This window comes from Burkholderia sp. Ac-20349, from assembly GCF_017104865.1.
In the GTDB taxonomy this organism is placed as follows: Bacteria; Pseudomonadota; Gammaproteobacteria; order Burkholderiales; family Burkholderiaceae; genus Burkholderia; species Burkholderia aenigmatica.
In genome coordinates this window covers 71,776-90,485 of record NZ_JAAGPM010000014.1, presented here as the reverse complement: position 1 = coordinate 90,485, position 18,710 = coordinate 71,776, and the positions used below count along the sequence as shown (strand labels likewise).

General features: G+C 63.8%; 37 protein-coding genes. 4 read left to right on the top strand and 33 right to left on the bottom strand.

Annotation, left to right across the window (positions count from 1 at the left end; translation table 11 throughout):
- Together G3N61_RS08090 and G3N61_RS08085 are read left to right on the top strand one after the other, a co-directional pair.
- Positions 1–298, top strand: a 298-nt coding sequence (locus G3N61_RS08090; protein ID WP_205822122.1) for a hypothetical protein, incomplete at its 5' end; no start/stop codon positions are given.
- Between the two features lie 79 nt (positions 299–377).
- A complete protein-coding gene (locus tag G3N61_RS08085) occupies positions 378–854 on the top strand; it encodes a hypothetical protein (protein WP_205822121.1) in 477 nt (158 codons plus the stop codon).
- On the opposite strand, the gene G3N61_RS08080 is transcribed toward G3N61_RS08085, so the two are convergent.
- From G3N61_RS08080 to G3N61_RS07980, 21 genes are all read right to left on the bottom strand, one after another.
- The gene (locus tag G3N61_RS08080) at positions 848–1,051 is read right to left on the bottom strand and encodes a hypothetical protein (RefSeq protein ID WP_205822120.1); all 204 of its coding nucleotides are present in this window, start codon (positions 1,049–1,051) and stop codon (positions 848–850) included. The two genes, G3N61_RS08085 and G3N61_RS08080, sit on opposite strands and share 7 nt — an antisense overlap.
- Positions 1,035–1,295 (bottom strand): hypothetical protein, encoded by a 261-nt coding sequence (locus tag G3N61_RS08075; RefSeq protein ID WP_205822119.1) that lies wholly within the window; start codon positions 1,293–1,295, stop codon positions 1,035–1,037. Before G3N61_RS08075 ends, G3N61_RS08080 begins: the two co-directional genes overlap by 17 nt.
- Positions 1,292–1,597 carry a hypothetical protein gene (locus G3N61_RS08070; RefSeq protein WP_205822118.1) on the bottom strand — a complete coding sequence of 102 codons (306 nt, stop codon included), beginning with the start codon at positions 1,595–1,597 and terminating at the stop codon, positions 1,292–1,294. Before G3N61_RS08070 ends, G3N61_RS08075 begins: the two co-directional genes overlap by 4 nt.
- Positions 1,597–1,818, bottom strand: a complete 222-nt coding sequence (locus tag G3N61_RS08065; protein ID WP_205822117.1) for a hypothetical protein — start codon at positions 1,816–1,818, stop codon at positions 1,597–1,599. The genes G3N61_RS08070 and G3N61_RS08065 overlap by 1 nt, the downstream gene beginning before the upstream one ends.
- A gap of 52 nt (positions 1,819–1,870) precedes the next feature.
- Positions 1,871–2,671 (bottom strand): DUF4942 domain-containing protein, encoded by an 801-nt coding sequence (locus tag G3N61_RS08060; protein WP_205822116.1) that lies wholly within the window; start codon positions 2,669–2,671, stop codon positions 1,871–1,873.
- A complete protein-coding gene (locus G3N61_RS08055; protein ID WP_205822115.1) occupies positions 2,668–2,877 on the bottom strand; it encodes a hypothetical protein in 210 nt (69 codons plus the stop codon). The genes G3N61_RS08060 and G3N61_RS08055 overlap by 4 nt, the downstream gene beginning before the upstream one ends.
- A 41-nt stretch (positions 2,878–2,918) precedes the next feature.
- The gene (locus tag G3N61_RS08050; RefSeq protein WP_205822114.1) at positions 2,919–3,137 is read right to left on the bottom strand and encodes a hypothetical protein; all 219 of its coding nucleotides are present in this window, start codon (positions 3,135–3,137) and stop codon (positions 2,919–2,921) included.
- Positions 3,138–3,265: 128 nt separating this feature from the next.
- Positions 3,266–3,517 carry a hypothetical protein gene (locus tag G3N61_RS08045; RefSeq protein ID WP_205822113.1) on the bottom strand — a complete coding sequence of 84 codons (252 nt, stop codon included), beginning with the start codon at positions 3,515–3,517 and terminating at the stop codon, positions 3,266–3,268.
- A 35-nt stretch (positions 3,518–3,552) separates the two neighbouring features.
- The gene (locus G3N61_RS08040) at positions 3,553–3,732 is read right to left on the bottom strand and encodes a hypothetical protein (RefSeq protein ID WP_205822112.1); all 180 of its coding nucleotides are present in this window, start codon (positions 3,730–3,732) and stop codon (positions 3,553–3,555) included.
- Between the two features lie 24 nt (positions 3,733–3,756).
- Entirely contained in the window at positions 3,757–3,960 is a 204-nt protein-coding gene (locus G3N61_RS08035; RefSeq protein ID WP_205822111.1) for a hypothetical protein, read from the bottom strand.
- On the bottom strand, positions 3,960–4,184 hold the full coding sequence (locus G3N61_RS08030; RefSeq protein WP_205822110.1) for a hypothetical protein: 225 nt from the start codon (positions 4,182–4,184) through the stop codon (positions 3,960–3,962). The genes G3N61_RS08035 and G3N61_RS08030 overlap by 1 nt, the downstream gene beginning before the upstream one ends.
- A 98-nt stretch (positions 4,185–4,282) precedes the next feature.
- Complete coding sequence (locus G3N61_RS08025; protein WP_205822109.1) at positions 4,283–4,924, bottom strand: hypothetical protein; 642 nt, start codon at positions 4,922–4,924, stop codon at positions 4,283–4,285.
- Positions 4,925–4,952: 28 nt separating this feature from the next.
- Complete coding sequence (locus tag G3N61_RS08020; protein WP_205822108.1) at positions 4,953–5,165, bottom strand: hypothetical protein; 213 nt, start codon at positions 5,163–5,165, stop codon at positions 4,953–4,955.
- Positions 5,166–5,269: 104 nt separating this feature from the next.
- Positions 5,270–5,806 (bottom strand): zinc-finger-containing protein, encoded by a 537-nt coding sequence (locus G3N61_RS08015; RefSeq protein ID WP_205822107.1) that lies wholly within the window; start codon positions 5,804–5,806, stop codon positions 5,270–5,272.
- On the bottom strand, positions 5,803–6,105 hold the full coding sequence (locus G3N61_RS08010) for a hypothetical protein (protein ID WP_205822106.1): 303 nt from the start codon (positions 6,103–6,105) through the stop codon (positions 5,803–5,805). The genes G3N61_RS08015 and G3N61_RS08010 overlap by 4 nt, the downstream gene beginning before the upstream one ends.
- 59 nt (positions 6,106–6,164) lie before the next feature.
- Positions 6,165–6,422, bottom strand: coding sequence for a KTSC domain-containing protein (locus G3N61_RS08005; protein ID WP_205822105.1), 258 nt, complete (start codon positions 6,420–6,422; stop codon positions 6,165–6,167).
- The gene (locus tag G3N61_RS08000; protein WP_205822104.1) at positions 6,419–6,637 is read right to left on the bottom strand and encodes a hypothetical protein; all 219 of its coding nucleotides are present in this window, start codon (positions 6,635–6,637) and stop codon (positions 6,419–6,421) included. The genes G3N61_RS08005 and G3N61_RS08000 overlap by 4 nt, the downstream gene beginning before the upstream one ends.
- Before the next feature lie 5 nt (positions 6,638–6,642).
- Entirely contained in the window at positions 6,643–6,879 is a 237-nt protein-coding gene (locus G3N61_RS07995) for a hypothetical protein (RefSeq protein ID WP_205822103.1), read from the bottom strand.
- A gap of 57 nt (positions 6,880–6,936) precedes the next feature.
- Entirely contained in the window at positions 6,937–7,149 is a 213-nt protein-coding gene (locus G3N61_RS07990) for a hypothetical protein (protein ID WP_205822102.1), read from the bottom strand.
- A 53-nt stretch (positions 7,150–7,202) separates the two neighbouring features.
- The gene (locus G3N61_RS07985; RefSeq protein WP_205822101.1) at positions 7,203–7,937 is read right to left on the bottom strand and encodes an SAM-dependent methyltransferase; all 735 of its coding nucleotides are present in this window, start codon (positions 7,935–7,937) and stop codon (positions 7,203–7,205) included.
- A 28-nt stretch (positions 7,938–7,965) separates the two neighbouring features.
- On the bottom strand, positions 7,966–8,145 hold the full coding sequence (locus G3N61_RS07980; protein WP_205822100.1) for a hypothetical protein: 180 nt from the start codon (positions 8,143–8,145) through the stop codon (positions 7,966–7,968).
- A gap of 159 nt (positions 8,146–8,304) precedes the next feature.
- Here G3N61_RS07980 and G3N61_RS07975 point away from each other — a divergent pair, with 159 nt between their 5' ends.
- Positions 8,305–13,284, top strand: a complete 4,980-nt coding sequence (locus tag G3N61_RS07975; RefSeq protein WP_205822099.1) for a helicase-related protein — start codon at positions 8,305–8,307, stop codon at positions 13,282–13,284.
- 38 nt (positions 13,285–13,322) lie between these two features.
- Here the strand turns inward: G3N61_RS07975 and G3N61_RS07970 are convergent, their stop codons facing one another.
- Complete coding sequence (locus tag G3N61_RS07970; RefSeq protein WP_205822098.1) at positions 13,323–14,282, bottom strand: SGNH/GDSL hydrolase family protein; 960 nt, start codon at positions 14,280–14,282, stop codon at positions 13,323–13,325.
- A 140-nt stretch (positions 14,283–14,422) separates the two neighbouring features.
- On the opposite strand from G3N61_RS07970, the gene G3N61_RS07965 reads away from it, so the two are divergent.
- Complete coding sequence (locus tag G3N61_RS07965; protein ID WP_205822097.1) at positions 14,423–14,686, top strand: hypothetical protein; 264 nt, start codon at positions 14,423–14,425, stop codon at positions 14,684–14,686.
- A 5-nt stretch (positions 14,687–14,691) separates the two neighbouring features.
- Here the strand turns inward: G3N61_RS07965 and G3N61_RS07960 are convergent, their stop codons facing one another.
- The 11 genes from G3N61_RS07960 to G3N61_RS07910 form a co-directional block, all read right to left on the bottom strand.
- Positions 14,692–15,246 (bottom strand): hypothetical protein, encoded by a 555-nt coding sequence (locus G3N61_RS07960; RefSeq protein WP_205822096.1) that lies wholly within the window; start codon positions 15,244–15,246, stop codon positions 14,692–14,694.
- A gap of 57 nt (positions 15,247–15,303) precedes the next feature.
- Complete coding sequence (locus tag G3N61_RS07955; protein ID WP_205822095.1) at positions 15,304–15,792, bottom strand: hypothetical protein; 489 nt, start codon at positions 15,790–15,792, stop codon at positions 15,304–15,306.
- Between the two features lie 103 nt (positions 15,793–15,895).
- Entirely contained in the window at positions 15,896–16,180 is a 285-nt protein-coding gene (locus G3N61_RS07950) for a hypothetical protein (protein WP_205822094.1), read from the bottom strand.
- Entirely contained in the window at positions 16,174–16,398 is a 225-nt protein-coding gene (locus G3N61_RS07945) for a hypothetical protein (protein ID WP_205822093.1), read from the bottom strand. Before G3N61_RS07945 ends, G3N61_RS07950 begins: the two co-directional genes overlap by 7 nt.
- Complete coding sequence (locus tag G3N61_RS07940) at positions 16,388–16,621, bottom strand: hypothetical protein (protein ID WP_205822092.1); 234 nt, start codon at positions 16,619–16,621, stop codon at positions 16,388–16,390. Before G3N61_RS07940 ends, G3N61_RS07945 begins: the two co-directional genes overlap by 11 nt.
- Positions 16,618–17,016, bottom strand: coding sequence for a phage protein NinX family protein (locus G3N61_RS07935; RefSeq protein WP_205822091.1), 399 nt, complete (start codon positions 17,014–17,016; stop codon positions 16,618–16,620). The genes G3N61_RS07940 and G3N61_RS07935 overlap by 4 nt, the downstream gene beginning before the upstream one ends.
- Positions 17,013–17,411 carry a hypothetical protein gene (locus G3N61_RS07930; RefSeq protein WP_205822090.1) on the bottom strand — a complete coding sequence of 133 codons (399 nt, stop codon included), beginning with the start codon at positions 17,409–17,411 and terminating at the stop codon, positions 17,013–17,015. Before G3N61_RS07930 ends, G3N61_RS07935 begins: the two co-directional genes overlap by 4 nt.
- Positions 17,408–17,668 (bottom strand): hypothetical protein, encoded by a 261-nt coding sequence (locus G3N61_RS07925; RefSeq protein ID WP_205822089.1) that lies wholly within the window; start codon positions 17,666–17,668, stop codon positions 17,408–17,410. The genes G3N61_RS07930 and G3N61_RS07925 overlap by 4 nt, the downstream gene beginning before the upstream one ends.
- Before the next feature lie 96 nt (positions 17,669–17,764).
- A complete protein-coding gene (locus tag G3N61_RS07920; RefSeq protein WP_205822088.1) occupies positions 17,765–18,190 on the bottom strand; it encodes a hypothetical protein in 426 nt (141 codons plus the stop codon).
- Complete coding sequence (locus tag G3N61_RS07915; RefSeq protein WP_205822087.1) at positions 18,187–18,477, bottom strand: hypothetical protein; 291 nt, start codon at positions 18,475–18,477, stop codon at positions 18,187–18,189. Before G3N61_RS07915 ends, G3N61_RS07920 begins: the two co-directional genes overlap by 4 nt.
- The gene (locus G3N61_RS07910; protein WP_205822086.1) at positions 18,477–18,701 is read right to left on the bottom strand and encodes a hypothetical protein; all 225 of its coding nucleotides are present in this window, start codon (positions 18,699–18,701) and stop codon (positions 18,477–18,479) included. Before G3N61_RS07910 ends, G3N61_RS07915 begins: the two co-directional genes overlap by 1 nt.
- Positions 18,702–18,710: the final 9 nt, after the last annotated feature.

Sequence of the window (18,710 nt, the reverse complement as noted above, 5' to 3'; positions counted from 1 at the left end):
CCCGAAGGCGCCGGCCGACGACTCGGACGGCTCGCACGGTCACGTCGATGGTGACGCTGGCGACGCCGGTTCCGACGCGGCCGGCGTAACCGGTGACGAAGGCGACGCGGGCGATGCAGGCGACGCGACGGGTGATCCGGCTGACGAGGCTGCAGCCGCAGCCGACGAATCGGAGCTCGGCAACCTGCGCGCCAAGCTCGCGAGCGCCAAGGCCGAGCTGATCGCGATCCTGACCGGCATTCGCACGCGCGCGCATAACGGCGAAGCGCATCTGGTGTCGCTCATCGAGCGCCTGTAAGCGATCACGCTGATGACCAAGGCCGCCCCGTGCGGCCTTTTTTTACGACTGGGGGAAGGCAGTGAATATTCGGGCTCTCATGGCTCAGCTGGTGGCGGCATACGCGACGCGCGGCGTCGGCCATACGACATGCGCGCTGCGTGGCATGGGCGAGCGCGTCGAGTCGGCGACGATTCGGCCGTTGCTCGTGGTCGGGACGCATTACCAGGGCATGCATCTCGCGCCCTCCATCGGGCGCGGCAACTTCGTCTCGCTCGGCAGTATCGAATCCGGGAAGCTGCGCGGGGTGCGCCGGCCGCTCGTGTGGGACAACCATGCGATCGAGATGGTGATCTGCGGGACTGAGCGCGAGCTGGCGCGGATGGACCGCGAGTGCGAAGAGAGGAAGGCGTACGGGCAGGAGCTGCGCCGGCAGCTGTCGGTCGCGGAGAGCGAGATGGATTGGGTGAAGCGTTCGCTTCGCGAGTCACAGAACGCAAACGCGCGCCTGCGCGAGCAGCTCGCGGACGCGAGCGCCGAGCTCGAGATGGCGCACGCGTCGTCGCCGCGCTACTGAGCGCGCAGAATCTCGTTCAGCGCTTTGGTCGGCGACACCCCCCACTCGGCGGCCAGCTGATCCAGCTTCGCGATGGCGTCGGCCTCGAGCATGAACGTGCGCCGCGCGGCGCCGGTGGCGAGCTTCTTCGCCACGCTGGCCGCCACATATTCGGCGTTGGTCTTGCGCGCCGGCGCGCGCTTAGCTTTTTCGGTCATCTTGCTTTCCTTCGAGTGAAACCTGGCCGGACAGGATGCGATCGGCCGTCGCCCGGTATTCGTCTTGATCCATGCGCGCCAGGTCGCTCACGGTGTGCAGCGGTGCCGCGTCCTGGATCTCGCGCCCGTTGATATAGAGCCGCGCTGAGCCGTCCGGCATGAGCACGGCGAAGCAGTCCTCAGTCGGGTGCCAGCCGGCCAGCTGCGCGCCATCTGGCGCGGCGGAAAGGTGCGTCGGATTCATGGTGACTCCAGGTCGATTGGTTCGCGATCGGCGATCTTCATCGCGTCACGCAGTTGCTCGCGCGAGAAGCCGAGCTGCTCGGCTGCGTCGCTCACGTTCGCCATGACTCGGTGCGCGTTGCGGTTGATGAGCGCGCGCTCGCGCGGCGTGGCCGGCATGATGCCATCGCGCGTCATCGGGCCGGTGCACACGTGGCGGTCGTAAATTTCAGTGTTGCGATAGTACGAGCGTGCGAGCTCGAGCAGCTGTGGATCAGTCGGCTCGGGCAGCGCGAAGTACAGGCTGCGGAGGTCTTCCGGCATCACTGTTTCGCCTCGACCAGTGCGAGGCGAATCGCTTTGACTATCCGGTCGCCATTGACTTTGCGGCGCTCGACTGCTGATTCAACGAAAATCAGTTCACTATTCGGGTAGGTGGTCGCGTAATAGGCAGCGCCCTGTTTGGTCGGCGTTGATGGAAATTCCACTTTCCACAGAGTTTTCGCAGGTGACTCGGACACCTTTGTAAGCTTCGGTAGCTTCATGTTGGTCGAAAGGTGAGAATGTTCGGGAGCCGCTCGTGCGGCTCGTTAGTGGTTATCGTACTTCAGATGCCAGGGCGTTCGGGAAATGCTTCGCCAGGATCAGGTTGAGCTTCTCTACGAGCTCGAGCCGCTTGAAAGTCACGTGGCCGTTGCCGTTCTTGAACCAGCGGATCTCGAAGTAGTCCAGGTTGATCCAGTGAGTGCGCGTGTTCGAAGCGTTGCTCAGGTGCATGTACATCGCGTGCCGGTGATCGGGCTCGGGCTTGCCGTCGAGCACGCTGAATACGCGCACGAGGTCGTCCATCTCGTTAGCCTTGTCATGGTTGACGTTTTGGTGAAACTTGCTGACCGCCGCGTAGTACAGGTTTTTGATGACAAGGCGCTTGCCGAACTTGAACGGCTGGTTGGTCTTGTAGTTCCAAGACAGCCGGCGGAAGCAGTTGATGACGCCTCGCTCGAACAGCTCGGCACGGCCGTCGTACAACATCCCGAACGTCGAAGTGACGTTCGCGAGCGTCAGCTCGGGCGTTTTGAACTCCATCACGCCGTTGTCCCATTCGCCACGCGCTTTCGCGTCCATCAGCGTGCGCAGGCCGGACTCGTCCATCAGGTGCTTCCAGCCGGCCGCATCGACGCGCTTGCGCATGCCGTCCATGAAGTCGGCCGAGCCAATGCGCGGGCCGTAGTGCGAGTATCGGTCGCCGATGTGGCCGCTGATGGAACCGAACCCGGCGGCCGCCGCGATCGTGTCGGCTTCATCAATCAGGTTCTTGGCTGTCGTCAGGCGCTCGATGATGGCGTCGCGTTGACGGAGCATGTTCTCGATACTGATGCTCTTGACCAGTTCGTTCATTGTGCGGCTCCTTTCTTCTTGGCGAATTCTGCTGCGGTCTGCTGGCGGATGCGCTCGACCGTGAACAGGGCGAACGCTTCCGCGTACTGGCGGCACATATCGCGCTCACCATAGGTCAGCGCGTTCTCGATCGTCCGCGCGCTGCGGTGGTGAATCGTGCAGAGCGCACGGAGCACGACGGTGCGGGTGGTTTCGTTGTCGGTCATGGCCGGATCCTTCTGATTGCCCGCTGAGCGGGAGCGGTTGGTCAGACAGCTGCAGCGCGTTGCGCTTCCTCTTGTGCTTGCGCAGCAGCGAGGATGACTGCGTTATCGATCCAGTCGCCAATCTGCGCCGGGCACCAGCCGTTGCGCTGCTGACGGCCTCGTGTCGTGCTGGCGAGGTGACAGTACGTCTTTCCGTCGCGCGTAGCGCCTTCACCGATGATTCGGTATGTATCGCCGTCGTGCTGGATTGTGATTGCCATCTTCGTTCGCCTTCGTGTTGCGTTGTCGATATGGCTATATTAGGCGACTAAGTTATTTGAGGCAAGAAATATTTATCTGACAGGTACACAAGAAACCCGGCGCGCGGCCGGGTTCGTCGGTTCGGGGCTTAGAATGGAAGCGCCCACTCTCCAGCGTTTATCGGGGCCGGCGGCCGCACTACGCGCTTGCCGTTTTCCCACACCTGAATGTTTGTGCCGTCCCCAAGGTCGAGGTGCCACTCGTCATGGATCAGCGCGGCTTTGCGCGTCGCCCATCCGAGTGTCTCGAACGCGCCGAACTCCGGAAGCGTGCTGGTGCGCGTGCCGACAATGCAATCGCGGTTGTCGAAGATGGGGGACTGGATCGCGAGCGTGTACATAGTGTCCTCAGTGCCAGGGAATCGGGGGCGATTGCTCAGACTGTCGATTTCATGTGGCCGTGCTTGATGAGCCATTCTTCAACATCGCCTTCGGCCGACGAGCATGCGCGACGGTAGTTTTGGAGCGTGTCCGGCCCGAATCGACGCGCGTGCATCAGGTTGTGTTTGAGCGCCTTCAGCAGATTCACTGCGCTCGCGAGTTGTTCTTCTGGCATGGTCTTTCTCCTGTAGCGGGGTGTTTAGCACCAAACGACGCGATCCATTTGCGCCAGCTCGCGGCCGGCGTTGATGGCTGCATCAGCTTGCTTCCACGTTCTCAGTTCGCGCGGGCCTTCGAACGCGATGCCCGATGCGCCGAAGCCTTGGCGGTGGTGCATGTCGTAGGCAATGCGGCAAGCCTTGACGCCGTAGTTGGCGATCGCGCGGGCGGTGGTCTTGGTCATCATCCTTTTCCTGTGGCCGGCGCGATTGTGTTGCTGACGGGCATCGCCAGTGCGATCGCGTCCAGAGCTGCGCGGTGTGCGCGCGGGTCATTGGGGTTGGCTTGCAGTTCGCGCAGCGCGATCAGCAGCTCGGCCGCACAAGACGACATCTCGGTGTATGTTCTCAGCCCTGCGTTGTTCAGGTGCGCGTCCGCATTTGCGATCGCTTCGGCTTTTGCATCCATCGTCGTACCCCATCAAGTTGCTGACGGCCATCGTCAGGCAGCGTCACACGCTGCGAACACGCCGCGATGCTCTGCGGCGGTCGTTTTCGGCCTTGTGGTCAGTCGGCAAGAGCAAAGCGCCGCCATGACTGCGTGCCTGTCCAGCTCTTGAAGCCCTTCGAATCCTTCCAGTACACCCGGCCGCCGCGCAGCTCGGTCGCTTCGAGGACGCGCCCGTTCCCGCTGCTGATGCGCTTCTCGCCGAGCTTGATCGGTGCGGGGCCGGCGTCCACCTTGACCTCGCGCAGCGCGGTGCCGTGCACCTTGTCGGCGAACTGCACCATCTCGTCGGCGAGCTTGAAGCCGTTGCGCGAGCGGCTCTCTGCGCTATAGATGGCGGAATCGATTGCCTGCCGCTGCTGGTACGCGTTGGCCTCGGCGAATGGGATTTCCTTTGCCTTGCTCGACGGGCCTTCCTTTGCCGTCTCCGGCTTCACGCTGCCGTCGCGGAGCGCGCGTGCGCGGCGCTCGAGGTTCGCTGAGTCCTTGCGGATAACGACGACGATCGTGTCGAGGTGGCTACGGTCTTTCTGCAGCGGACGGTGGTGCTGGCCGCTGCATATGCCCGAGAACCAGCCGTATCCGGGGCCGCCCTTGACTGTGTAGCCGTGCTTGCTCATCCGTCCAGTGTCGAGCACCGCTTGATCGCGCATGCAGCATTGGCAGTTGCCGCGCATCTGAGTCTTGTTCGTGGTGGTCATGGTCGCTTTCCGTTCGTGATTGTGTTGGTCAGGCCGAACGGTCGATAACCGACCGGAGCACCGCAAGCTCGTTGTCACGCACATCTGCACGCCACTTCGCGCGCGTGTACGAGAAAACGGTTGCTGCATTCAGTTTGCGTTCCGCAGCAGTAGCGGCGGCAAGCAGCTCGGAATAGGTTGGGAGGCCGGCATTGTTCAGGTGCGCATCTGCAATGGCGATTGCTTCGGTCTTTGCGTTCATCGGAGGTTCCTATCGGGCGATGCGTTGGCGATGTGTGAATCTTAGTCGCCTAATAGTCGAAGCGCAATACCTGTTGGGTAAATAAATTGCCCTGATTGGGAAATTTACGCGGCCCCTCCGTGGTCGCCTGAGGTGTGTCGTTGAGCGATCGCGTCGTGCGCTGGCTTGTCCTTGATGATCCACTCGACGCATGCGCACTCTTCGGCGCTGAACCATCCGAAGTGGCATTTCTCGAGCTCGATGCCGAGTCGGCCAGCGAGCCACGCGTAAGCCTCGGTGCGCGTCATGCGTCCGGACTCGTAGAGCGGAACGAAGAGCGCCTTCGCATGCTTGCGGGCCTCGCGCGTCGCCTTGTCGGCCAGGGTGCCGAGGGGAATGTTCGTGAACGGGTGCATGCCCACGTAGGCGCGGCAGCGCCACTCGGTGCACGCATAGGCCCAGGGCCATTCGCCGTATTCGCGGCCGTAGATTGCCTTGTTGTTGACGATGCCCACGGTCGCCCCGCAGTAAGGGCAGCTGGTCGGCTCCGGGAGCGGGTTCTTGACGCGCGCGGTCGCGCGGCGCGACGGGTTCCACGGCGAGACGGGCTCGCGGCGCGGCGCCACGCCGGCGCGCGAGAATGCTTGCTGGATGGCGTTCATTTGCGCGCCTCCCGGCCGAGGTGCACTTCGGCGCGGTCGAAGATGACGGCGCGCGACGACAGGTGCGCCATGTCGCGGCGCTCGCCAGTCGAGATGTTGACGAGGAAGAGGCTGCGCTCTTCGTCGTAGAGGCCGTGCGTCATGCCGGGGCGTGCTGAGCGCTTGTCCTTGTCGGGCACGACGCACACGAGATACGTCGAGCCTTCGCTGAGCATGTTGCCGTCTACCAGTTGCACAACGTCGCCGGGGTTGGCGTGGCACAGCTTTATAACGTCCTGCTCTTCGGTCATTACTTTCATGTTGGGCCTGTCGTTTTTGAGATGGGGGAGCCCGCCGAAGCGGGCCAGGTGTGCGTGGATCAGCCTTCGATGCGGGTGCACGGGAAGCGGTCGGAGTTCTTGATCGCCTTGTAGAAGTGCGAGCCAACAGATTCGGCGTCGCGCAGGGCGGCAAAGTCGGCCGGGGTGACGTTGCTGTAGTGGTACAGCGGGCCGGTGTCGTCGCCTTTGCGCGGCTTGAACCGGACGGCGAGGGTGTTGGTGGCTGCGTCGTGGCCGATCGCGTGCAGCTGCGACGAGGCGACTTCGGTGGTGGCGATGGTCGGGGGGGTGGTCATGCTTTTTTCTCCGGTGGGGGAAGGGTTGCAACTGCTTCGTCAATCAGGTCGGCGCGGCGCAGCAGGATCGACGCGTTGAGGCGCATGCTGGCGGCAGCGTCCGTCAGCGCATCGCGGGACTGGTCGCGCACCAGGACAACAGCCTCACGCTTCGGCGATCTGATGTGCGCGTAGAAGCCGGTTCCTTCATCCGCGCGGGTGTAGTTGATCTGCATGGCGCTCACTTGGTGGGTTGGGCCGTGTCGCGAACGCGCGCGCTGGTGCCAAAGCCGCCGCATTCGCTCACGCCGTACACCGTCTGATGCGGGCCGGCGGCGCCGATGAGGCGCTCGGCGACGAAGGTGCGCGTGTTGCCGATCAGGCGGAACTTGTCGCCGACGTTCAGCGCGTCGTTCAGCAGCAGCGGGGCGACTGGCTCGCCAGTGCGAGCGTCGGTGCGCTTGATGGTGCGGTTCATGATGAGGCTCTATAGGGTTGCGGTACTGGCAAAGCCCGCGCGCGGCGGGCTGTTTTGTCATGCGATGGGCGTCCACAGGCCGCCTCGCCACGTGTAGAGCTCGGGCGCGTGAACGTCGCGGTCGAGGCTGGCGTGGATCTCGGAAAGCGTCGCCTTCCTGAATCCCTTCTCGTTTGCTTCGCGCTCGAGGGCCGGGTATTCCGGCGCGGCCATGTATTGCTTGTGCGCCGCCTCGCGCTGCTCACGGGCGAAAACCGCCCACATGCTCATTCCCATGTGCTGGGCCCTCGGGGTAGAAGAGGCCCGTCAGCGCGGGCCGGCAGTTACGCAGGGATGGTGACGATCACGGTGTTGACCATCGTTCCGGACGACTTGAACGAGCCTTCGGGTACGGGCTCGATCGAGCCGCCGCGCTCTTCGATGAGCTCGCGAAACTCGGTGGCGAGCCGGTCGGTGCGGAAGCTGACGGCTGCCGACATGACGGAAACGAGCAGGCCGCCGGGGATGAGGAACTGGAGCGCATGCTGGACGTGGTGAATGTCGGCCCGCTTCTCGAACGGCGGATTCATGACGACGCGGCTGTAGACCGGCTTCGGTTCGACCTGCAGGAAGTCGGCTTGCGTGACGTTCCAGTTGGAGTGACCGAACGATTTCAGGGCTGCGACGTTGTCCGGGAGGATTTCGTAGCAGTCGATGATCGCCTCGGGGAAGGCGCTGGCGATGTTGCCACGGCCGGCGCTCGGTTCGAGCATGCGGTGTCCGGAGCGCATATCAGCCAGTTCGACAAGTCGCTCCACCACTGCCGGCGGCGTCGGGAAGTAGCCGAAGTCCTGCGGCACGGTGATTTCTCCGCTCAGGAGGATTTGCTCGATGGCGTCGCTTGCCTCGGCCGGGAACAGGTGAGCCTTGGCCTTTCGATTCCAGACGCCGCCGGCCGCTTCGATCACCTTGTTGGTGCGGGTGTAGAGGCCGCGATCGAGTTGCCCCGTGAGGGTAAGGGCGTGGCCGGCGGTGGTGGCGGACGAGAGTGCTGCGAGTACGTCAGTGGTGACTTTCATGATTTTTCTGATGAGGGTGGACGGCGGGTTAATAGTTCGCTTCGACGCGGCAGAAGTCGGAGAAGCTGAGCCAGCTTTCCGCGTCGCTGAACTTGTCGTAGTCCTCGTAGCGGACGCGCATCTCTTCGAAGGCTGCGACTGCCTCGGGCGGTGCTGCGACCGGTGCGCTGGCTGCGTGGGTGCGATCGTTCGTTTGCTGGTTGCTCATTTCTGACTCGCTTCGGTGCTGGTTTCGATGGGTTGAATCATAGTCGCCTAAGGTAAATCATGCAATACCTATCAGGTAAATACTTTACCTCAAGCGAACATCGGTTGACGAGCGGAAAAGTCGTGACGGGCGGCCCGGTCGTGACTCGACAATGGAGGCATGACTCAAGAAACCGTCTCCGCTTTCTGCCTGCGCGATGGCGCACTGGCGTTCTCGTTTGGCGTATCGCTGGCCGCGCCGCTGAAAACTGACTCGAGCTCGATCGCCGAGCCTGGCGCCGCAGAGGCGGTGCTGTCCAAGGCTGACGCGTGTGGGTGGCTGTACAACGGGAGCGCGGGGGAGTTCTGCGCGCAGCTGGTGGTGGCGGCCGGTGATGTGGCCGTGCGCCTCGAGCCCGAGCCCGCGCTCGCCGATATCGCGGCGAACCGGGTGACGCACTTCCGCCCGGTGGCTGTGTGCCTCAAGTCGGAGGTGGGCGGCCTGCCCGTGCTGGCGCCGGCGGCCGTGAGTGCTCACGACACGCCGCGCATCGGCATTCCGTTCGACTGGTCGCGCGTTGTGCCTCAAGGGTCAATTTTCACGCCTGAGGCCGAAGAGGGCCATTCCGTAGAGGGGGAGATACTCCAGAAGGCAGAGGGGGGAACAGAATCGACGCCGGCCGGTTCCCGGTGGATTACGGTGCATCCGCATGGGGAGGGCGCCAAGGGGGTTCCGGTGCTGGTGCAGGAGGTTCACCACGGCTCCGGGGTGTTCCACGTCATCGGGGGTGCGGGTGGGAAGCTGAACTACCTGAAGCTCAAGGGCGTCAAGTCGGAGGGGGAGTACCGACAAGAAAGCGCTGAACGACAAGCGTCCGCGCGACAAGCACGACAAGCTCAGGTCGATCAGGACAAGCAGAACGGCACGCACGAGGCGAAACAGCTTGCTCGCCAGAAGATAAATGATCAGAAGCGCGAAGCCGAGAACGACTTCATCTCTACCGTCGCTCAGGCAATGGGATGGGACGAAAGCTCTCTCTCACTGCCTGCCTCATCTGTAGCGGGCTTGTCCGACAAGGCGCAAAAAAAGGCTCAGGAGGCTTTCCAGCGCTCGCTTCTGGCCCGCGCCAAGGAGGCTGTCAACGTCCAGCGTCAAGCGCTTCTCGCTGATCCAGACAACATCGACCAGGCATTCGGGCCGGACGTGCCGCTCGTGAGCGACAACACGGCGCTGCTGTCGGTGGCCGATCTGGATCCGGTCAAGCCGGTGAACGAGAGCGGCATCGATGCGGATTTCAAGGGCCGCGCAGAGGCGAATGGACTGACGGACGACGCGCTTGATGATGAGGTGGCGGCGATCCAGCACAAGGACGCGACCGAGATTGCAGCCAGCAAGGAAGCGGCGCAACAGAAGCGCGACGAGGCGGCAAAGATTCAGGCTGAGATTGAGGCGGCGCAGCTCGACAAGCCGGACTTGACGCTGAAGGTGGCCGGCGTCAAGCAGGCGGCCGCGCTGCTGATCGCACAGAAAAAGCTCGCGTCGATCCAAGTGGCCGCGCGCAAAGCGCTGTCGGACGTGGACAAGGCCGCGATGGTCGAGCCGAAGGCCTACGTGCTCGAGGTGCATCCGGCGGCCGCTGAGCAGGCTGAGGCGTCGGTAAAGGACGATCTGCGCACCATCTCGACGCGCTCGTTTCTCGCCCAGGTGGCGAAGAGCAGCGAGGAATCGCTCGGCACGCACGTCGCGGCCGGCGCGTTCAACTCGTTCAATGCGCTGTCGCAGGCCGCCGGCGGGGCGTCGCTGATGGATCGGACGGTCGTGGACGTGCTCGGCGTCGCCGGCGCCGCCCAGGTGCTCGCCCGTCGTCTGCGTGCTGACTTGGGCGCGGACAAGGCCGACCAGATGGCCGACGCGTTCGCCGATTTCCACACGCACCGGTACATGGAAGTGGCCGGCGCCGCGCTCGATCAGGTCAAGCAGCTGCACGCGGAGGCCGAAAGCCTGACCATGCAGGCCGCCCAAGGCGCCGATGACGTGATTACCAAGGCGGGCATCAACAAGCGGCGTGTGAACGCTCTGGCGGCCGCTGACAAGGTGCTTGGCATGTCGCTCGGCGAGATGGAGGCGAATGCCGCGCTGGTGGCGGCGATGCGCGAGAAGAAGCGATCCATCGTCCAGGTGTCGCTCGGCAATGCGCCTCTCGATTCGGCTGTGCGCCAGGTGCGCGCGCTCGGCATGGTGCCGGGTGACTACAAGCTCGATCGCGTCGGGGTGAACGTGTTCCTGACGGTCGGCGAGTCGGGGCTCGACAAGCTCGCGAAGAACGTGGATCACGAGGGGCTGGCGCGAGTGCGCCGCAACCTCGACATCATGGAGGGAAAGCAGGATGAAAACGGATGGCTCCCTCAGGGCTTCGCAAACCGCGCCGATCTCGCTCTCAAAAGCGATCCAGGCGTTGCGCAGCGCCTGTCAATGCCTTTTGACGGCTCTTCGGACGACCTTCAAGCGGCTCTGCGCGACTATATCGGCGGGCGCTATGCGGATGGCGACGCGGCCGCTGACATTCTCTCTGACGTGCAGTCGGGGGATTTCTTTGCCAAGGTGGGCCCGGCGCGCGCGGAAGATTACCGCGCTGCGCTCGACGCAGTGGCACCAAACAAGGTCGGCGGCAAGCAGTTGCAGCGCGCCGAGCAGCTCGCGCCGCTGTTCGACGGCTACGCGAACGCGTTCGTGCAGGCGCACTACGGCGGCAAGCGCTCGACGCTGAACGCTCAGACGTTCGACGCCGACGACAAGGCGCAGGATGCGGCGCACAGGGCGCTCGCGGCCGTGCCGGAAGGGGTGATTGCCTACAAGGCGATCGGAAGCCTCACACGGGCCGATCGCGCGGCTCTGCGCGGGTGGTTTCATGCCAACGTCGCGCACGACTCGCCGGAACGCGCCGCGCTCATGGCGCAGTACGACAAGCTCATCGAGCAGGAGCCGGACAAGACCGTGCTCGACATGTTCGGCGAAGAGTCCGCGAATCCAAACTGGTCGGCGTGGGCATCGGCGCGCGACGAGCTCGCAGGGAACATCAAGGCATCCGGCCTGACGTGGGCGGACTACACGAAAACGCTGCGCTCGCAGCCGAAGGCCTACGAGGCCGTGCAGGACTTGATCCGCTCGCGGGTGACGGACGAGTTCGCGAAGGCGTACAACACGCTGAACAAGGACGCGCCGTTGAAGCTCGGCCGCACCGTCATCCGGCACAACCTGAACCACCTGGACGCGGTTGATCCAGCCGCGCGCGAAGAGCGCATGGCGAAGGAAAAGGGGCTGATGGCGGGGCTGCAGAAGGGCGCGGACGGCAAGTTCCAGTCGGGCAGCGTCAAGGACAAGCTCGACGCCGTGAAAGAGCAGAAGGCCGCGTTCGAACAGGCGCAGATGGGCTTCTTCAGCTCCGACGACGAGCCGGTGCACCAGGACAAGCCGCTGGCGCAGGACGAGCGCCGCACGATCGGCCACGCGGCCGAGAACAAGCTCGCCAGCGTCATCCAGACGATCGGCGGCCAGTTCAAGCCGGGGCAGCCGGTGAAGCTGTTCCACGCGTCGATGAGCGGGCCGGAAGGCATCAAGCGCCAGCGCGCGGTCAAGATGATCGGCGCCAATGAGCGGGTCGCGCTCGGTTTCGGCGTCGGCTCTGGCAAGACTGGCATCGGGCTCGGCGGCTTCGCGCAGCTGCACGGCGAGGGCAAGGTGAAGAAGGGCATCTTCGCGGTGCCGTCGATCGTGCAGGGGCAGTTCGGCGCCGAAGCGCTGCGGTTCCTGAAGCCTGGCGAGTTCAGCTGGCACTGCGAACCCGGCGGCACGCGCGAGAGCCGTATCGCGTCGTACAAAGACCCGGCGAACCATTTCACTGTGGTGACGCACCAGGCGCTGCGCGACGATCTGCTGCACCTGGCCGCGCTGCACGACGGCACGACGCCGGACGCGGTGCGCGACAAGCTCGCGTCGATGGGCCCGATGGCGCGCGCCGACTACATGAAGGCCGCCCTCGCGTCGCACGGCATCAACTTCGACTACACGATGGTCGATGAGGGTCACGGGCTGCTGGATCGCGAAGGGAAGGAAGACTCGGGAATGTCGCACGCGATCGGCGCCATGTCGCACGCGTCGCGCTTCTACGTGCACGCGTCAGGCGATCCGGTGAAGAACGACGCGTCGGAGGCCTTCTCCCTGCTGCAGAAAATGGATCCGGCGCGCTACAGCGACCGGGCCGCGTTCATGCGCATGTACGGCGGCGACACGATCGCGGCGAAGGACGGGCTCAAGCGCGAGATGGCGCGGCATCTGTACACGGCATCGATCAAGCCTGACGTGCAGGTCACGCGCAGCGAGGCGCACACCGACCTGTCAGAAGGGCAGCAGAAGGCGCTCAAGGCGCTCGACGCGAACCTGGGCAAGATCAAGGTCAGCAAGCTCACTGGCAAGCTCGACGTGGGTGCGGTGAAGGCGATCGCGCCGCATCTGTTCGAGGGTGCGCCGGCCGATCAGCACGCGGCAATCGCGGAAGAGGTCGGCAAGTCCGCCGGCCTGCTGCGCAATGCGGCTGAGCGGTCGATCATCTATGACCATCCGGACGCATCCGGACTCGATCGCGTCGCGCATGAGGCGATGAAGCGCAAGGGTAAGGCCGGCGTCGTGTTCGCCACGTCGCGCCGCGCCGTCGAGAATCTGCGCAAGCGGCTGGAGGCGGAAGGGCACCGCGTCGTCACCATCACGGGATCGGATTCGTCCGCCGACAAGGCTGCGAAGATCCGCGCGTTCAACCCGGACAGCGGCGAGCGGTCGGCCGATATCGTCGTGTGCTCGGATGCGGCCGCCACGGGCGCGAACCTGCAGTCAGGCCAGTGGCTGATGAACTACGACACGCCGGACACGGCGATGGTGCACGCGCAGCGGCAGGGCCGAATCAACCGGATCGGTCAAAAGAACGCGATCGAGCTGATTGACCATGTGCCGCGCCACGCGTCGGTCGTGCGGTCGCGTGAGCGCCTCGCGAAGAAGTACGTGCTGCGCGAGCTGCTCACGAGCCCGATGGAAGGGATGGACGATACGGGGCTCGCGTCGTTCCTGCACGGGCAGAAGGTCGAAGAGGCGCAGGGCTCGCTGCTGTGATTGCGTGAGGCGCGGCGCGATACCGCGCCGTCGCTGGCCTAGCGGCCCGGAAGTGCCGCGCGCGCAAAGGTGCGAACAAGATTGCGCATCCTTTCAATCGGTGCGGCGCCCCGCGTCTTCTTCGCCGATCGCTCGAAAATTGCGCCAAGTTCGCCGGCCATCCACCGGCCTACTTCACGAGCGCCATGCTCGTTCATGTGAATGTCGTCGTACAGCAGATCGCTGCGGCCGCTGAATTTCTTGTGAACGTCCAGCAACGGGACGCGCAGTTCCGAGCAAACGTCTCGAGTTGCCTTGTGAGTGCCTTTCCACCTTGAGAGGCGTTCTGCATATCGTTCGTCCGAATAGATGCGCTGCATCAGTTCGTCACCGTCGCGCAACCGGTGATGAGAGGTGGAAAACGCAACCGGAATGCCGAACTGATTCGCCAGATAGACCATCGATCTCAGGATGCGCTTACGATCCTCGAAGTCCGGAGACTGGCGCTCCTCAATGTACGGGTGATCCACATCGACATACCCATACGTGAACGGATCGAAGTACTCGTGCTTTGTCCAAAAGCTGCTTGTCTCGATGGCGCACTCCGTGTCAATGGTGCCGTTCATCACGAGAATCAGCTTGGGCTTCAGTGCCAAAACCTTGGACGCGATGACGTTCAGCGTGTGGAGGCTGCTTGCCCCCGAGACGCCACCATTCAGCACGCGGACACGGTGCCCTTGCTCTCGAAGCGCCAGCTCGATCATTCTGCACAGGCGTTTCTCTGCGGGAACGAAAGTGTTTTCTGGAATCGAGTCGCCCAGGACGATGATGTCGCCGAGGTCGTCGCTTTTCTCAAATGCCGAGGAAACGAACCCATCCGAATCGACTTCCATCACGAATGGCCCTGGGCCCAAGGTCGCATCCGCAAGGGATCTCTGATACTCGGAAACCGTGGCCTCCCATCTCTGGCCGCGCTGATGTTCCTTCAGGCGGATTTTTCGTTCTGGATAGTGTTCCATTTCAGTCGGCTAGATTAAATCGGGCGAATGCTATCACGGCACTTTTTGCCCTGGAAAGAATTGCGTTGATTATACCTGACAGGTAAACTTCCGCGCATGAGCCTAGCAATCACGCTGATCCATCTGAGCGAAGCGACCCAATGACCGATCTGAACAAACTGAGCCCGAAGGCACTTTCAGCAGCCATGCGCGGCGGCACACATGGATGGGGCGTGGTTGGGTCATCGACCGACCACATACGCTACAGCGAGCCGCTCGAGAAGCGGCCAGGGCGGCGCAAGCGCTGCTGGTGTGGATGCGGCAACCCTCGTACTCATCGTGGCATGGCGAACGGCGTCGCGCTCACGAGCGCATGCGAGCTCGGCATCGCCCGGTGGGTGAAAACGGGCAACGTGAAGCCGTAGACCGGTCACATGCCTGCCGGCCGTGCGTATCCCTGATTCAAGTAGGCCGCCGCGCGCCGCTGCTCTTCCTGATTGCGGTCTATGGCAGCCTGAGGCGGCGGAAGCGGTGCCGCAGGCGGGGCAGGGACGGCCGGCGCTTGCGCGGCGACTCTCTGGACGCACCGCGCGTCGCTCTTGTGGATCTCGAGCATCGCGGTCACGTCGCCGAGGTTGAGCGGCACGGTCGCGAAAACGGTCATGTACTGGTCGTCGGTGTCGTCAAAGACGTTGACCTTCTGCGACGGCAGGTAGGTCACGCCGTAGCAGTCGGCATCGCCGCTTTGCGCCTGCACGTTGCACGTCATCGGCATGGCGCGCGCGGCGCTCGCGCGGTTCGATGCGCGGTCGAGCTTGCGCAGGTACAGGGCTCGGCCGGCATAGCCGTGCACGACGGCGACGGCGCATTCCTGCTTGCGCGCCGCGCGCTTCTTCCAGTACGCGGCGGCGTCCTGGTCTTGCGCGAGCGCTGATCCAGCGGCGAATAGCACGCTGGCTCCGAGTAGCAGCGCGGCGGTTCTCATTGTGAATCCCGTGGGTGGTTTTCGCGAGATTCTACCCTGAGCGCCGCCAGCGCCTATTTATCGGGGCGGAGCTGCGCTTCGCGGCGCGTGGAGCACGGCGGCCGCCGCCTTATCCATCTCGGCCTGCACGTCTGCCGGAATCGTCCATTCCATGACCGACCACAGGTTCGACACGTCCGAGAATTCGAGCTCGACCGCATCGAGGGTCGTGCGGCGTGCATCGCGGTAGGCATCGCATGCAGCGTTGCGCTTCTCGCGCAGCTCTTCAATCGGGCCGTCGTGTGACTTCCCCACGTCGTCACGTTTCGCCTTCAGCTCTGCAATCTGCCTGTCTACCTCGCGAAGAGCGCTATCACGCGCCTCGATCGCCAGATTGAAGGCGTTTGCGGCGTCATCGCGGGCCGTGGCGCAATCGGCCTTGTCGAGCGCTTCCTCGGCGGATCCGCGCGCACGGTGATATGCGTCGCGGCGCGCGCGGTAGGCGCGATCGCGTACGCGGAAAGCCGCCTTGTTGGCTGCCTTCTGAGTGGGTGTAAGCTTTGCCATTAGGTTCCTGTTTTGTGTTGTGCTGGCGGCTACCGCTTGCCGACCATTCCGTTCAGTTTCAGCAGCATGAGGTGTCGTTCGGCGGTCACTTGCTGTTCGGGGCTCACGCGAACAGCTCCAACTGGCTTGCGTCGATCAGGCGATCGCCGTGCTGCCACACGTTCGTGCCGTCGAGCGTATAGCCGTTCAACCAGTACGTTTTACCCTTCTGGTGGCTCACCACGCCGACCACTGTCAGATGGAAATGCGGCTTCGACGGCGTGTGGTCGCCGTCGAGCTGGCGGACATACTCAGGGCACGTGCACGGGCCGCTGACCTTCCTGATGATGTACGGGCCCGTGTCGTAGTTCGTGCGGATGCAAGCCCCAATGTGGACGAGATTCACCACTCCCCCGCCATTCCATTGAGCTTCAGCAGCACGAAGCGCGCGTTGTGCGTCTCGGCGGCCGCCCGCTGCTCGTCGCCGCTTGCGTGGTGCGCCGGGATGCGCCGTGCCATGCCCGTCAGGTAGATCCGCTGCGTGCGCCGGATGAAGTCGTCCAGCTGAGGCATGGCGCGCGGTACGATCGGCTCGGCCGCCGGCGCCGCGAACAGGTCAACCTGCATCCGGCGCCCCTTGCTTGAGCTTCGCGAGGATTTCGCCACGGCGGCGCTCACGGCGCTCCTGCTTGAGTTCGAGCTCGGAATACCCCTGCACCCCACACGACGGGCAACAGATCCCGTCGTTCGCCCAAAAATCGCTCGCGAGCCGTGCCAGCGTCGCGTCAGTCCGCGCGATGTTCCGGTTCAGGCCTTCGAGCTCATGCCGCAATCCGCCTGGTCGCATCATGGCTGCACCTCGTCGCCAAACTTCGATGCGACATAGGCGCGCATGGCTGCAATGAGCGGTGTCGAACCCGAAACGCAGTCATCGTCTCGCGCATCGATGTAGTGGGAATCTCCGGGATAAGCTCCCCCATTGGCTCCCGGAAGGATTGCAGACCAACCGGCATCACCGCGCCAAATTGCAATGCGCTCGCGCTCGATGATCGGGCCGCCGTGGCCCCAGTTCGATGACGGCTCGAAGTATTTCGCGCAGTCCCATGAGGTCTTGGCAATCGAAAGCCGGCCAAGGTCGTTGATCAGCGCATTGCCCCATTCGCGCGGGTTCGTCGTGTAGCACTTTCCTTCGGCGCGAGCGACCCACAGGTCGAGCTGCGCACCGGTCAGTTCGGATACCTTCACTGGATCTCCTGCAGGTCAGCGATCGCGGCGCGGTTCACGAGGCAGCCGCGATCGAAGTTCTCGCACAGGTAGTCGGCCGGATTCCGCGACGCGCTTTCGACAAGGGTGCATCGAGCAACGTCGTCGGCCGTCGCATCGCGCAGCGTGAGCGTCGCGCCGGGGCACACGTCATGCCACCAGCCCAACAGCTCGCGCGGAATGTCGCGTTCCATCTCGGCGCGAGTCTTGAGCGTTGCCTTATACAGAGGCTTGGCGACCAGCCCAATGCCAGTCATGTCGATCATCTTACCGTCGAACGCGTGGTCGTATCCGGCATCGCGCAGCTGCTTCGCGATGTAGTCCCACATTTCCTTGGGAACGTCGAGCGTCGCGATGGTGTGCGTGTGAGTTCTCATGCGCCGTCCAGTGCGGTAAGGGTCTTGTTCGAGAGGATCGATTCTTTGACGGCCGCCGCAACAGCCTTGCGGCCGGTGCCATAGCGGAAGAAGCGATCCACTTCCTCGCGGATTGCGCTGTCGAGCGCCTGGCGCGCGGCAGTCTTGACGACGTGCGCGAGATTCTCGGGGGTGCAGTACCCTTCGACTGCGGCTTGAATGTCGGCGTCCATCTGCGCGGCGTGCTCGCTCAGCATGCGCTTGAGCGTATGCGTCATGCCTTCGACTTCGAGCCGGACGATGGGGACTGAGTGAGTGTGGGACATATCGGCGACCGTTGTGGTAACAGTCGCGAAGTTTATCCCACAGGTAAATTAAACGCCAGTGCGAAGGGGTGCGATGGTGATGTTGAGGCCGCGTTTGCGCATCTCGGCTGCCCATGCCTCCATGCGCGTGCGCTTGCCGAACTGGCGGCCGCTGTTGATGACGACGCTGCGGTCGCCGTGCACAACCGGGGCAGGGACGCGGTGCGCGAAGCAGCTGCGAATCTCGGCGCGATCCATCAGGCCGCGCACGATGGCGCGCGAGTCGGGTCGCTTCTCCTTGCCCCAACCGAACCACATGGCATAGAAGGCCGCACGGTCGAAGTCATCGACGTGCATCTGCACGGTGATGGGGCCGCCGTCAAAGCTCGCTTTGCCGTTGCCGGGTTCGAGCGTCTGGATCGCCTCGTCGTTGGCGAGAGTCGTGTAGGTGCGGCCGCCGAAGGTGACGGTCGAGGTGCCATAGGCTGCGTTCATAGAAGGCTCAGTTGTTTGAAGGGCACGACGTTCTCGAGCTCGCTCTTGACGCCGCCGGCATCGCGGAACGCCTGCCACTCAGCGAAGTGCGTCGCGCAGTAGTGCAGGTTCGGGCCAATCTCGTGCGCGTGCGCATCGCAGATAGGCCGATCGCACGTCTTGCCCTTGCCGACCGGGAAGTCGCACAGGTTCACGCCCACGTCGGCGCAATCGGCGCAGTGCGGGCCGAGCTTGCCGCACAGGAACATGCTGCCGCCGTCTTTCATCGGCACGCGATAGCAGGGCATCAGCCGTCCTCCTTCCCGAAATGCACCCGCGCGTCGTTGACGAGCCGATCCACGTCGGCCTTACCCATGCGCAAGATGAGCGTCACATCGATGCCGAGCATGTCGCTGAACACCTGCGCCAGCGCGCCGGCGGCGGCCTGCATATCGGGCAAGTCCGGCTCGCTCTTCTTCACGAGCTCGTGCACGGCTTCGACCAGCTTGCGCTTGTTGGCGATGGCACTCACGAATAGCTC